Origin of the sequence: Pseudomonas sp. CAM1A (assembly GCF_047501685.1) — a bacterium.
Lineage (GTDB): Bacteria > Pseudomonadota > Gammaproteobacteria > Pseudomonadales > Pseudomonadaceae > Aquipseudomonas.
In genome coordinates this window covers 83,043-95,924 of sequence record NZ_JBFNXP010000004.1, presented here as the reverse complement: position 1 = coordinate 95,924, position 12,882 = coordinate 83,043, and the positions used below count along the sequence as shown (strand labels likewise).

12 protein-coding genes and 1 pseudogene are annotated in these 12,882 nt (G+C 65.0%); 8 read left to right on the top strand and 5 right to left on the bottom strand.

All coding sequences use genetic code 11. From position 1 onward, the window contains the following. The first annotated feature begins 84 nt into the window (after positions 1-84). Positions 85-541 (top strand): annotated as a pseudogene (locus ABZO33_RS13335) (response regulator). Positions 542-608: 67 nt separating this feature from the next. Here the strand turns inward: ABZO33_RS13335 and ABZO33_RS13330 are convergent. Beyond that, the gene (locus ABZO33_RS13330; RefSeq protein ID WP_414536410.1) at positions 609-2,786 is read right to left on the bottom strand and encodes a malate synthase G; all 2,178 of its coding nucleotides are present in this window, start codon (positions 2,784-2,786) and stop codon (positions 609-611) included. 461 nt (positions 2,787-3,247) lie between these two features. Here ABZO33_RS13330 and ABZO33_RS13325 point away from each other — a divergent pair, with 461 nt between their 5' ends. Further along, entirely contained in the window at positions 3,248-3,766 is a 519-nt protein-coding gene (locus ABZO33_RS13325; protein WP_414536409.1) for a glycine cleavage system protein R, read from the top strand. A 240-nt stretch (positions 3,767-4,006) separates the two neighbouring features. Here the strand turns inward: ABZO33_RS13325 and rarD are convergent, their stop codons facing one another. From rarD to ABZO33_RS13305, 4 genes are all read right to left on the bottom strand, one after another. Beyond that, the gene (rarD, locus tag ABZO33_RS13320) at positions 4,007-4,894 is read right to left on the bottom strand and encodes an EamA family transporter RarD (RefSeq protein WP_414536408.1); all 888 of its coding nucleotides are present in this window, start codon (positions 4,892-4,894) and stop codon (positions 4,007-4,009) included. Positions 4,895-5,120: 226 nt separating this feature from the next. After that, positions 5,121-6,095, bottom strand: coding sequence for a serine/threonine protein kinase (locus tag ABZO33_RS13315; protein WP_414536407.1), 975 nt, complete (start codon positions 6,093-6,095; stop codon positions 5,121-5,123). Positions 6,096-6,173: 78 nt separating this feature from the next. Beyond that, complete coding sequence (locus ABZO33_RS13310) at positions 6,174-6,938, bottom strand: TOBE domain-containing protein (protein ID WP_046857415.1); 765 nt, start codon at positions 6,936-6,938, stop codon at positions 6,174-6,176. Between the two features lie 57 nt (positions 6,939-6,995). Then, positions 6,996-7,733 carry a ComF family protein gene (locus ABZO33_RS13305; RefSeq protein WP_414536406.1) on the bottom strand — a complete coding sequence of 246 codons (738 nt, stop codon included), beginning with the start codon at positions 7,731-7,733 and terminating at the stop codon, positions 6,996-6,998. A gap of 89 nt (positions 7,734-7,822) precedes the next feature. Between ABZO33_RS13305 and bioB the strand changes: the two genes are divergently transcribed. The 6 genes from bioB (at position 7,823) to ABZO33_RS13275 (ending at position 12,685) form a co-directional block, all read left to right on the top strand. Beyond that, a complete protein-coding gene (gene bioB, locus ABZO33_RS13300) occupies positions 7,823-8,881 on the top strand; it encodes a biotin synthase BioB (protein WP_414536405.1) in 1,059 nt (352 codons plus the stop codon). 2 nt (positions 8,882-8,883) lie between these two features. Then, positions 8,884-10,056, top strand: coding sequence for an 8-amino-7-oxononanoate synthase (bioF, locus tag ABZO33_RS13295; RefSeq protein WP_414536404.1), 1,173 nt, complete (start codon positions 8,884-8,886; stop codon positions 10,054-10,056). Next, positions 10,049-10,780: an alpha/beta fold hydrolase gene (locus tag ABZO33_RS13290; RefSeq protein ID WP_258599594.1), complete on the top strand. Its 732-nt coding sequence runs from the start codon at positions 10,049-10,051 to the stop codon at positions 10,778-10,780. The genes bioF and ABZO33_RS13290 overlap by 8 nt, the downstream gene beginning before the upstream one ends. Beyond that, positions 10,773-11,597 (top strand): malonyl-ACP O-methyltransferase BioC, encoded by an 825-nt coding sequence (gene bioC, locus ABZO33_RS13285; RefSeq protein WP_414536403.1) that lies wholly within the window; start codon positions 10,773-10,775, stop codon positions 11,595-11,597. Before ABZO33_RS13290 ends, bioC begins: the two co-directional genes overlap by 8 nt. Position 11,598: 1 nt before the next feature. Further along, positions 11,599-12,279, top strand: coding sequence for a dethiobiotin synthase (gene bioD, locus ABZO33_RS13280; RefSeq protein WP_414536402.1), 681 nt, complete (start codon positions 11,599-11,601; stop codon positions 12,277-12,279). Between the two features lie 109 nt (positions 12,280-12,388). Continuing rightward, the gene (locus ABZO33_RS13275) at positions 12,389-12,685 is read left to right on the top strand and encodes a pyrroloquinoline quinone biosynthesis protein PqqE (protein WP_414536401.1); all 297 of its coding nucleotides are present in this window, start codon (positions 12,389-12,391) and stop codon (positions 12,683-12,685) included. Positions 12,686-12,882: the final 197 nt, after the last annotated feature.

The window sequence follows — 12,882 nt, the reverse complement described above, 5'->3', positions numbered from 1 at the left end:
GGGGCTGTCAAGGACCCGACGAAAGGCGAACCGGGCTATGTAAATTTCGCGGTCCTAAGCTGTGAACGAGATTTTTTTGACGAGATGGGCCATGGCCGAGCATGACGACATACTGAGTGACGCCGAGCGCGAGGCACTGGCCGGGGTGAGTGCGCCTGTCGCGGCTCGTCCCGTGGTGCTGGTGGTGGATGACAACCCGGTGAACAGCGAGGCGCTGAGCCTGTACCTGAAGAGTCGGGGCATCGCCTGCATGACGGCTGACGGCGCGCAGGAAGCGATGTTGAAGCTGCATTACGAACCGCGGATCGCGCTGATGATCACCGACCTGCGCATGGAGCCGAAGGATGGCCTGGAGCTGATACGCCAGGTTCGCGAGTCCGAGCGGGCGGCGCTGTCGATCATCGTGGTGTCGGGTGACACCGATGTGAAGGAGGCCGTGGACGTGATGCACTTGGGGGTTGTGGACTTTCTGCTCAAGCCGGTGGACCTGGGGAGGCTCTTGGAGCTGGTGCGACGTGAGTTGAGAATGGATCAGGGCTGAAAACGATCGCGGGGCAAGCCCGCTCCCACGTGGGAGAGGGCTTGCCCCGCGATGTGTTGCTGGCGGCTTACAGCCCGTTGCGTGCCTTGAACTCGCGGCGACGACGGTGCAGGACCGGCTCGGTGTAGCCGTTCGGTTGCTTGGCACCCTCCACCACCAGCTCGATCGCCGCCTGGAACGCGATGTTGTCATCGAAGTTCGGCGCCATCGGGCGGTACAGGGCGTCACCGGCGTTCTGCTTGTCGACCACCGCGGCCATGCGCTGGAGGCTTTCCAGCACCTGCTCCTGGGTGACCACGCCATGGCGCAGCCAGTTGGCCAGCAGCTGGGCCGAAATCCGCAGGGTGGCACGGTCTTCCATCAGGCCGACATCATTGATGTCCGGCACTTTCGAACAGCCCACGCCTTGGTCGATCCAGCGCACCACATAGCCGAGGATGCCCTGGGCGTTGTTGTCCAGCTCGTTGCGGATTTCCTCGTCCGACCAGTTGGTGTTGGCCGCCAGCGGGATGGTGAGGATATCGTCGACCTGCGCCTGGGTACGCGAAGCCAGCTCGCGCTGACGGGCCTGCACGTCGACCTTGTGATAGTGCAGGGCGTGCAGGGTGGCGGCGGTCGGCGACGGTACCCAGGCGGTGTTGGCGCCGGCCAGCGGGTGGGCGATCTTCTGCTCGAGCATGGCGGCCATCAAATCGGGCATGGCCCACATGCCCTTGCCGATCTGCGCGCGGCCCTGCAGGCCGGTTGCCAGGCCGACGTCGACGTTGTTGTTCTCGTAGGCGCCGATCCACTTCTCGTTCTTCATGGCGCCCTTGCGCACCACGGCGCCGGCTTCCATGGAGGTGTGGATCTCGTCACCGGTGCGGTCGAGGAAGCCGGTGTTGATGAACACCACGCGCTCGGCAGCCGCCTTGATGCAGGCCTTGAGGTTGACCGTGGTGCGGCGCTCCTCGTCCATGATGCCGACCTTGACGGTGTTGCGCTTCATGCCCAGCAGGTCTTCGACGCGGCTGAAGATCTCGGCGGCGAACGCCACCTCTTCAGGGCCATGCATCTTCGGCTTGACGATGTAGACGCTGCCGCTGCGGGTGTTCTTGCGGCTGGTGTTGCCGTTGAGGTTGTGCAGGGCGATCAGGTTGGTGAACAGGCCGTCCTGGATGCCTTCGGGGATTTCGTTGCCCTGAGCGTCGAGGATCGCCGGGTTGGTCATCAGGTGGCCAACGTTACGCACGAACAGCAGCGAGCGGCCGTGCAGGGTCACGCTGCCGCCATTGGGCGCGGCGTACTCGCGATCCGGGTTCATGGTGCGGGTGAACGTCTTGCCGCCTTTGCTGACGCTCTCGGCCAGGTCGCCTTTCATCAGGCCCAGCCAGTTGCGGTAGACGATGACCTTGTCGTCGGCGTCGACGGCGGCGACCGAGTCTTCGCAGTCCATGATGGTGGTCAGCGCCGACTCCATCAGAATGTCTTTCACGCCGGCGGCGTCGGTGCTGCCGACCGGGGTGCTGGCATCAACCTGGATTTCGAAGTGCAGGCCGTTGTGCTTGAGCAGCACGGCGGTCGGCGCCTTGGCGTCGCCATGGAAACCGATCAGCTGGGCGTCGTCGCGCAGGCCGCTGTTGCTGCCGCCCTTGAGCGCAACCACCAGCTTGCCGCCTTCGATGCGGTAGGCGGTGGAGTCGACGTGAGAGCCGGCGGCCAGTGGCGCGGCCTCGTCGAGGAAGGCGCGGCCGAAGGCGATGACCTTGTCGCCACGCAGCTTGTTGTAGCCCTGGCCTTTCTCGGCGCCGCCTTCGTCGCTGATGACGTCGGTGCCGTAGAGGGCGTCATACAGCGAACCCCAACGGGCGTTGGCGGCGTTCAGGGCGAAGCGGGCGTTCATCACCGGCACCACCAGCTGCGGGCCGGCCATGACCGCGATCTCTTCATCGACGTTCTGGGTGGTGGCCTGGAAGTCCTCGACTTGTGGCAGCAGGTAGCCGATCTCCTGGAGGAACGCCTTGTAGGCCACGGCGTCGTGGGCCTGGCCTTTGCGGGCCTGGTGCCAGGCGTCGATCTTGGCTTGCAGCTCGTCGCGCTTGGCGAGCAGGGCTTTGTTCTTTGGAGCGAGGTCTTTGATGATCTCTGCCGCCCCGGCCCAGAACGCATCGGCCTTGATGCCGGTTCCAGGGATCGCTTCGTCGTTGACGAAGTCATACAGGGCCTTGGCGACCTGAAGGCCACCGACTTGAACGTATCCAGTCATTGCTTGCCTCACCTCTGCTCAGCTATTTCGCTTTCGCTCTTCTGTATTAAGCCTGTAGCGCTTCTCTAAACACGGCACCAGTGCGTGCCCGCGGGTTCCGGGGCGGCTGGGTGCGGCTCGCCAGACGGGCCGGCGGGCGGTTGGCGTATTTTCACAGGCGCCTTGGCAGACATCGAAACGACGTTTTTGTAGTCCGCGCCAGCGCATACTACATGAAGCAGCTGGCAGGTAAACATCAGACTAAAAGCGTCGCTCTGCGACCGGTTGGTCGCATGGGGTCACGCTGGGAGACGCCATGTTCGCAAAAAACAGGTGGATTGTTCCAGATAAATCTTGAAACAGTACACGATTGATTGTCGTGACTGTCCTGCGGCAGGTTGCCGCGCCTTGCCTATACTGATTCGATCCCCGAATCGCGGCCGCCTGCGGCGGCGTTTGCAGACGAATGAAGGAGTGGCCCCGTGGACCATCTTGTACTGACCGTGATCGCCCCTGACAAGGCCGGACAGGTAGAACGTATCGCCCAGTGCATCGCCGATCACAATGGCAACTGGCTGGAAAGCCGCATGTCACGCATGGCCGGCCAGTTCGCCGGCATCCTGCGGGTAGCGGTACCGGCGGAAAACTACGCCGAACTGGTCGAGTCGCTGCAGAAACTGGGCGACCACGGCATCCGAGTGTTGATCGCCGAAAGCGGCATCGAGCCGTCCTGCACCTGGAAACCGATCGCCATGGAACTGGTGGGCAACGACAGGCCCGGCATCGTTCGCGACATTACCCGCCTGCTGGCAGAGCTTGGGGTGAACGTGGAGCGCCTGAGCACCGAGGTGCGCCCGGCGCCGATGAGCAGCGAGCCGTTGTTCCAGGCCGATGCACTGCTGGCGCTGCCCTTGACCCTGTCGCTGGACGACCTGCAACAACGGCTGGAGAGCCTGGCGGATGATCTGATGGTGGAACTGTGGTTGCGGCCGGAGGAATGAGGCGAGTGGCCAGGCCTGAGCCAGCAGCTTTATCCAGTTTCTACGGGGATGCCCCTGTGGATAACCTGGGGGCCTTCCCCGCCAGCCCAGAGCCCTCGCCGGTTAGCGGGCATTGAGCAAAAAACGCCCAGTAATCAGTCGCTTGTGCACAAACCACGGGGACGAGGGTGTGGATAACCTCTGGAGACCTTGCTGCAGGTCACGCATTCCGTGGCCTGCAGCTTATTGATCATTAATTGATCAGGCGCGCTTGCGCAAACTCAGCCAGGCATCGACGCTGTAGATCGCCAGGCCTGCCCAGATACACGCGAATGCCACCAGCGTGCTGGACGAAAGATGCTCATTGAACAGCCACACCGCCTGCAGCAGCACCAAGGTCGGCGCCAGGTACTGCAGGAAGCCCAGGGTGGTGTACGGCAGGTGGCGGGCGGCGGCGTTGAAGCACACCAGGGGTATCAGCGTGACTGGGCCGGCGGCGATCAGCCACAGCGCCTCGCTGCTGTTGAAGAACTCCAGGCTGGCGCTGTTGGCCGTCGGGTGCAGCAGCAGCCAGCCGATCGCCAGCGGTACCAGCATCCAGGTTTCGACCACCAGGCCGGGCAGCGCCGCGACCGGCGCCTGCTTGCGGATGAGCCCGTAGAAGCCGAACGACAAGGCCAGCGCCAACGATACCCAGGGCAGGCTGCCGACCTGCCAGACCTGTTGCGCCACGCCGAGGGCCGCCAGGCCCACCGCCAGCCATTGCAGGCGGCGCAGGCGTTCGCCAAGCAGCAGCATGCCGAGCAATACGTTGATCAGTGGGTTGATGTAGTAGCCCAGGCTGGCCTCGAGCATGCGCCCGTTGTTCACCGCCCACACATAGGTCAGCCAGTTGCCGGCGATCAGCGTGCCGCTCAGGGCCAGGATGGCCAGGCGCCTGGGGTTGTCGCGCAGTTCGCGCCACCAGCCGGGGTGCTTCCAGACCAGCAGCAGGAGCGAGCCGAACAGCGCTGACCAAAGCACCCGATGGACGATGATTTCCACCGCCGGGACGCTCTGGATGGCTTTGAAGTACAGGGGGAACAGGCCCCAGATGATGTAGGCGCCGAGGCCCAGAATGTACCCGCGACGCGGGTTTGCGGCGTGCATGCAGAATCCTTGCTTAGGTAGCTAAATAAAGCGACGCCTATTGTAGACAGAGCGCGGCGCAGACCTAGTGTCCTGTCTCGGAAATAAGCTGTTCACTTTTGGCGGCGTCTTGGGCGCCCGGCCCGCGTTGCCACTCCTCGCCATAGCCCTGCTATGACTCGTCGCGGCGCCTTGGCCGAACACCCAAGCCACTCGCCAAAAGAGAACGTATTTCCGAGACAGGACACTAGAACAATTTCAGCGGTTGTTCATCGAGGGCGGCCATCTGCTCACGCAGGGCCAGGATCTGGTCACCCCAGTAGCGCGGCTGGCCGAACCACGGGAAGCTGCGCGGAAATGCCGGGTCATCCCAGCGCCGCGCCAGCCAGGCGCTGTAGTGCAACTGGCGCAGGGCGCGCAGCGGCTCGATCAGGGCCAGCTCGCGCGGGTCGAAGTCGTGGAACTCGTTGTAGCCATCGATCAGCTCGGCCAGCTGGCCGAGGCGTTCCTCGCGGCTGCCGGCAAGCATCATCCACAGGTCCTGCACCGCCGGGCCCATGCGGCAGTCGTCGAGGTCGACCACATGGTAGATATCGTCGCGGTGCATCAGGTTGCCGGGGTGCAGGTCGCCGTGCAGGCGGATCCGCTGGTGCGGGGTGCGGGCATAGATATCCTCGACCCGCTTGAGCAGGTCGCGGGCCACGGATTCGAAGGCCGGCAGCAGCTCGCGAGGAACGAAGCCGCCGTCCAGCAGGGTGTTGAGCGAGGCATGGCCAAAGTTGTCCACAGCCAGCTGTTCACGGTGTTCGAATGGCCGGATGGCCGCCACGGCATGCAAGCGCCCGAGCAATTGGCCCAGGCGGTACAGCTGGTCGAGGTTGCCCGGCTCCGGGGCATGGCCGCCACGGCGCGGGAACAGGGCAAAGCGAAACCCCTGGTGCTCGAACAGGGAACGGTCTTCGTGCAGCAGCGGCGCCACCACGGGCACTTCGCACTCCGCCAGCTCGGCGGTGAAGGCATGTTCTTCGAGGATTGCCGCATCGCTCCAGCGCCCAGGGCGATAGAACTTGGCGATCAGCGGTTGTTCCCCCTCGATGCCCACCTGATAGACACGGTTTTCGTAGCTGTTGAGCGCCAGCACCCGCGCATCGCTGAGAAAGCCCAGGCTTTCCACGGCGTCCAGCACGAGGTCGGGGGTGAGGGTGTCGAAGGGGTGGGACATGAAAGGCTCCAGGCGCGGGGACGGCGTGGCTGCATGTTACCCCAATCACATGGCAGGCCCCGCCCTTGTCGTAGCCGGTTAGACCGGAACCCCCAGCAACACGAACGACGGATGGAACTGCACCCGCATCATGCTTTGCGGCCCGACTTGATACTGCGCCAGCCAGTCAGCTTCGGCGAAAGCGCACAAAGTCTGCCCGTTACCCAGTGCCAGGCGCACCTCGACGGGACCGTCCTGTTCACCGACAAGCTCCTCGACCTTGGCCTTCAGGCAATTGCTGCCTTGCTCCGCCAGCTCGTCCGGCCCCAGCAACTGCACCCAGCCCGCCTTCAGCAGCGCCACTACCGTGCCCCCCAGTGCCAGCTCCAGCCGCTCGGTACTGCCCCGGGTGATCAAGGCTTCGATCTCCAGGCCGCCGCCCAGGTCCAGGCTGATGCGGTCATGCCGGCCTTCGCGGCGCAGCCCGCTGATCCGCCCTTGCAACTGGTTGCGCGCACTGGTACGCAGCATCAGCCGGCCGAGCAGAGCGAGGTCGTTGCTGTCCTCGGCGGACTCCAGGATCTCTGCCTGCAACGCTTGCAGGCGCTGGTACAGGCGCAGTACCCGTTCGCCTTCGGCGGACAGCCGGGCGCCACCGCCGCCCCTGCCCCCGGTGCTGCGTTCCACCAAGGGCTGCGCCGCCAGGTTATTGAGTTCGTCGATGGCATCCCAGGCGGCCTTGTAGCTGATTCCCGCGGCCTTGGCGGCGCGGGTGATAGATCCCTGCTCGGCGACATGTTGCAGCAGGGCGATGCGCTGTGGGCGGCGGGCAATGTGCTGGGTGAGCAAGGCAGGCAGGGACATGGGCGGGCATCAGGCGTGGTGTAGGTCCCGCGACGTTGCCGCCGTCAACGGGGCAAGTCAAGCCTGGCCCGGGCGCGGTGTGCGCGCCAGGCAGTAGATATCCACCCGCCGGGCACCGGCCTTGCGCAGTAATCGGGCGATGGTCTGCGCGGTCGCCCCGGTGGTCAGCACGTCGTCGACCAGCGCCAGGTGCCGGCCCTCCAGTTCACTGCCCGGGGTGAGGGCGAAGGCCTGGCGCAGGTTGCGTTGCCGGGCCTTGGCACCGAGCGCCTGTTGTGCCGGCGTATCGCGCACCCGCTGCAGCAAGTGCTCGTCGCAGGGCAGGCGCAACTGTCTGGCGAGCCAGCGGGCGAGCATCGCCGCCTGGTTGAAGCCGCGCTGGCGCAGTCGTCGACCGGCCAGGGGAACGGGCAACAAGCAGTCAGGGCGTGGCAAGCCTTCGTGATAGTGGTGGCTCAGGCTCAGGCCGAGCAGTTGGGCCAGCAACCGCCCCAAGGGCCACTGGCTGTTGTGCTTGAAGCGGCTTATCAGGGTGTCGACAGGAAAGCCGTAATGCCAGGGCGCGATTACCCGTTTGAATGCCGGTTGGCGCCGGCTGCAGTTGCCGCAGAGAAGGTCGTCCAATGCCAGGGGCAGCGCGCAACGGCGGCATTGCTCTTGCAGCCAGGGCAGCGTCTGCTCGCAGGCGAGGCACAGGGGGTAGGGCTGCCCTGCGCGCTCGTCGCAGAGCAAACAGGGTTGATCGATATTTGTACAGATGTAAACCAGTATATTCTTGATTGGTTGACAGTTCATGGGCCTTCCGTGACTATGCGAGCTATCCGTGATGCGCTGGAAGGTTTTCCTGTCCCGGCGTCAGTCAGACCATAGATAAGGAAACGCCGATGAGCGCCAGCGCAATTGCAACAACCCGTCACGACTGGTCCCTGGCCGAGGTCAAGGCCCTGTTCCAGCAGCCGTTCAATGATCTGCTGTTCCAGGCCCAGACCATGCACCGCGCGCATTTCGACCCCAACCGCGTGCAGGTCTCCACACTGCTGTCGATCAAGACCGGCGCCTGCCCGGAAGATTGCAAATATTGTCCGCAGTCCGGCCACTACAACACCGGGCTGGAAAAACAGAAGTTGATGGAAGTGCAGAAGGTGCTGGAGGAGGCCGCCCGGGCCAAGGCCATCGGCTCGACCCGCTTCTGCATGGGCGCGGCGTGGAAGCATCCGTCGGCCAAGGACATGCCCTACGTGCTGGAGATGGTCAAAGGGGTCAAGGCCATGGGCCTGGAAACCTGCATGACCCTCGGCAAGCTCGACCAGGAGCAGACCCAGGCCCTGGCCCAGGCCGGCCTGGACTACTACAACCACAACCTCGACACCTCGCCGGAGTTCTACACCAGCATCATCACCACCCGCACCTACAGCGAGCGCCTGCAGACCCTGGCCTACGTGCGTGACGCCGGCATGAAGATCTGCTCCGGCGGCATCCTTGGCATGGGCGAGTCGCTGGACGACCGTGCAGGCCTGTTGATCCAGCTGGCCAACCTGCCCGAGCACCCGGAGTCGGTGCCGATCAACATGCTGGTCAAGGTTGCCGGCACGCCGCTGGCCGACGAGCAAGACGTCGATCCGTTCGACTTTATCCGCATGCTCGCCGTGGCCCGGATCCTCATGCCCAAGTCCCACGTGCGCCTGTCGGCCGGCCGTGAGCAGATGAACGAGCAGATGCAGGCGCTGGCGTTCATGGCCGGGGCCAACTCGATCTTCTACGGCGAGAAGCTGCTGACCACCGCCAACCCGCAGGCCGACAAGGACATGCAGCTGTTCGCCCGCCTGGGTATACAGCCGGAAGCGCGCGAAGAGCACGCCGACGAAGTGCACCAGGCCGCCATCGAGCAGGCGCTGGTCGAGCAGCGCAGCAGCGAGCTGTTCTACGACGCAGCCTCGGCCTGAGCATGGCCTTCGATCTCGCCGCGCGGCTGGCCGAACGGCGTGCCGCCGACCTCTATCGTCAACGGCCACTGCTGGATAGCCCGCAAGGCCCGCAGGTGGTGGTCGATGGCCAGCCGCTGCTGGCCTTCTGCAGCAATGACTACCTGGGCCTGGCCAATCACCCCGAGGTGATCAAGGCCTGGCGCGACGGTGCCGAGCGCTGGGGTGTCGGCGGTGGCGCCTCGCACCTGGTGATCGGCCACAGCACCCCGCACCATGCCGTTGAAGAAGCGCTGGCCGAGTTGACCGGGCGCCCTCGGGCGTTGTTGTTTTCCACCGGCTACATGGCCAACCTCGGTGCCATCACCGCGCTGGTGGGGCAGGGCGACACAGTGCTGCAGGACCGCCTCAACCACGCTTCCCTGCTTGACGGCGGGCTGCTCAGCGGCGCCCGCTTCAGCCGCTATCTGCACAACGATCCGGCCAGCCTGGCCGGTCGCCTGGAGAAAGCCACCGGCAATACCCTGGTGGTCACCGATGGCGTGTTCAGCATGGATGGCGATTGCGCCGACCTGCCGGCCCTGGCGAATGCCGCCCGCAGCCGCGACGCTTGGCTGATGGTCGACGATGCCCATGGCTTTGGTACCTTGGGCGCCAACGGCGGCGGCCTGGTCGAGCATTTCGGCCTGGGCGTGGAGGACGTGCCGGTGCTGATCGGCACCCTGGGCAAGGCCTGTGGCACCGCCGGCGCCTTCGTTGCCGGCAGCGAGGACCTGATCGAGGCGCTGGTGCAGTTCGCCCGGCCCTACATCTACACCACCAGCCAGCCGCCGGCATTGGCGTGCGCCACGCTCAAGGCGCTGGAGCTGCTGCGCCGGGAGCGCTGGCGGCGCGAGCACCTCGCTGCGCTGATCCAGCAGTTCCGCACGGGCGCCGAGCAGATCGGCCTGACCCTGATGGACAGCCACACCGCAATCCAGCCGATCCTTATCGGCGATGCAGGGCGGGCGTTGGCGTTGTCCCGCTTGCTGCGCGAACGCGGGCTGCTGGTCACGGCGATTCGCCCGCCCACCGTACCCGCCGGCAGTGCCCGGTTGCGGGTGACCCTGAGCGCCGCCCACAGTGAGGCGCAGGTGCAGCTATTGTTGAATGCATTGGCCGAGTGTTATCCACAGCTGGAGTCCGCCGATGCGTAACCGAATGATCCTTCTGCCCGGCTGGGGGCTGGGCACCGCCTCACTGGAGCCGCTGGCCGCCAGCCTGCGTGCCCAGGACCCGCGCCTGCAGGTCGAGCTGATGCCGTTGCCGGATCTGGCCGACAGCGACCCACTGGCCTGGGTCGACTATCTCGACCGCAAGCTGCCCAACGACGTGTGGCTGGGCGGCTGGTCGCTGGGTGGCATGCTCGCCAGCGCCTTGGCGCACAAGCGCGGTGATCATTGCTGCGGCTTGCTCACCCTGGCTAGCAACCCCAGTTTCGTCGCTCGGCCGGATTGGCCGCACGGGATGGCGCCGGATACCTTCGGTACCTTCCTCGATGGCTGCCGCAGCCATACCCAGGTGACCCTCAAGCGCTTCCGTACCTTGTGCAGCGACGGCGCGCAGCAACCGCGCACCTTGCTGCGCCAACTGGGCGTCGGCGTGCCCGACACCGATCCGCTGTACCTGGCCACCGGGCTGGAGGTGCTGGCCAGCCTCGATACGCGCGCTGCCCTGGAGCAATACGGCGGCCCGCAGCTGCACCTGTTCGCCGGCAGTGACGCGCTGGTGCCGGTGGAGGCTGCCAAGGCCCTGAGCGATCTGTTGCCCGACGTGGAAGTCGGCCTGGTCGAAGACAGTTCCCACGCCTTCCTGCTGGAGTACCCGCAGGAGCTGGCGGCGGGCATCAAGAGTTTTCTGCATGAGAGTGGCGATGACTGATCTTTCCCAGCCCACCTTGCCCGGTGCCCTGCCGGACAAGCGCCAGGTGGCGGCTTCGTTTTCCCGTGCCGCAGCCAGCTACGACAGTGTCGCGGCCTTGCAACGCGCCGTAGGCATGGCGCTGCTGGAGAAACTGCCCGCAGGTATCGCCCCTGTGCGCTGGCTGGACATGGGCAGTGGCACCGGCCATTTCAGCCGAGTCCTGGCCGAGCGCTTCAATGATGCCGATGGTGTGGCGGTGGACATTGCCGAGGGCATGTTGCGCCATGCCCGTGGGCACGGCGGCGCCCGGTACCATGTGGCTGGTGACGCCGAGCGTCTGCCGTTGCGCGATGGCAGTGTTGATCTGCTGTTCAGCAGCCTGGCGGTGCAGTGGTGCGGCCAGTTCGCCAGCGTGCTGGGTGAGGCGCGGCGGGTGCTGCGCCCAGGCGGCGTGCTGGCATTCAGCAGCTTGTGCGTGGGCACCCTCGATGAGTTGCGCGCCAGCTGGCAGGCCGTCGATGGCATGGTGCACGTCAATCGCTTCCGGCGTTTCGAGGATTACCAGCGTCTATGCGGAGGCAGCGGCCTGGAGCTGATCGATCTGGAGCGACGTCCCCATGTACTGCATTACCCCGACGTGCGCAGCCTGACCCACGAGCTCAAGGCACTGGGTGCGCACAACCTCAATCCGGGGCGCCCATCGGGGTTGACCGGACGGGCGCGGATGCAGGGCCTGTTGCAGGCCTATGAACAGTTCCGCCAACCTCAGGGGCTGCCTGCCACCTATCAGGTGGTGTATGGCGTCTTGCGCAAATCGCAGGTCGGGGAGCAGTGACATGAGCCAGGCCTATTTCATTGCCGGCACCGACACCGATGTCGGCAAGACCACCATCGCCGCGGGTCTGCTGCATGCGGCGATGCAGGCGGGGCTGAGCACGCTGGCGGCCAAACCGGTGGCATCCGGGTGCATGGTGACGCCCAGAGGGTTGCGCAACAGCGATGCCCTGGCATTGATCGATGAAAGCTCGGTCAAACTGCCCTATGAAGCGGTCAACCCCTTCGCTTTCGAGCCGGCCATCGCTCCACACGTGGCGGCGCATGAGGCGGGAGTGGTGTTGAGCGTGCCGGTGCTGCGTGATGCGATGCACAAGGTGCTGGCGCAGCACGCCGACTTCACCTTGATCGAAGGTGCCGGCGGCTGGCGGGTGCCGTTGTCCGGGCATGCCAACCTGTCAGATCTGGCCATTGCCCTGAAGCTGCCGGTAATCCTCGTGGTAGGGGTGCGGTTGGGGTGCATCAACCACGCCTTGCTCAGCGCCGAGGCCATTGCCCGCGACGGCCTGCAACTGGCCGGTTGGGTGGCGAACATCGTCGATCCGCGCACATCGCGCCTGGAGGAGAACCTGTCGAGCCTGGCCGAGCGGCTGCCCGCGCCATGCCTGGGGCGTGTACCCTGGTTGAAGCAGGCGGGCGCCGCCGCGGTGGCGGAGCATTTGCACCTGGACCTGTTGGATTAGGCCTTTACCTATCAGATGGCACTAGGCTATTAGGGATTTAAACGGGCCTTTTTCCCGGTCTGCTGCTTTAATAAGACCTGTTCATTATCCAGCGTCATGGAGTCCTGACATGGAAATCAATGCGAGCTCCGCCTACTACGCGGGCCTGGGTGCCATCCAGAACGGTCAGAACCGTGTCGACCAAGCCGCCCAGCAGATCGCCAGCGGCGCCGTCGAGCGTGGCACCAGCGGGCAGTCCACCGACTACCAGGCCGAGCGCCTGCGCGGCGTTGACCGCAGCCAGCAGATGGATCTGGCCACCAGCACCGTGCAACTGGCCCTGGGCAAGCACGAAGTCGAACTGGGTGCCAAAGTCGCCAAGGCTTCCGATGAAATGCTCGGTCGGTTCATCGACACCTACGTCTGACCCGCTGAACCACATTCGCTTACTTCGCGGGGCAAGCCCGCTTCCATTCGTGGGAGCGGGCTTGCCCCGCGATGCGTTTGAGAGTGTTTGGCTGAATCGTCATATTCGGCGGCATAAATGCCATTGTTGGCCCACCTTGACAGCGAGGCCTGCTAAACGTAAGTTTCAAACAACTGTTTGACCGAAAGCCGCCAAGA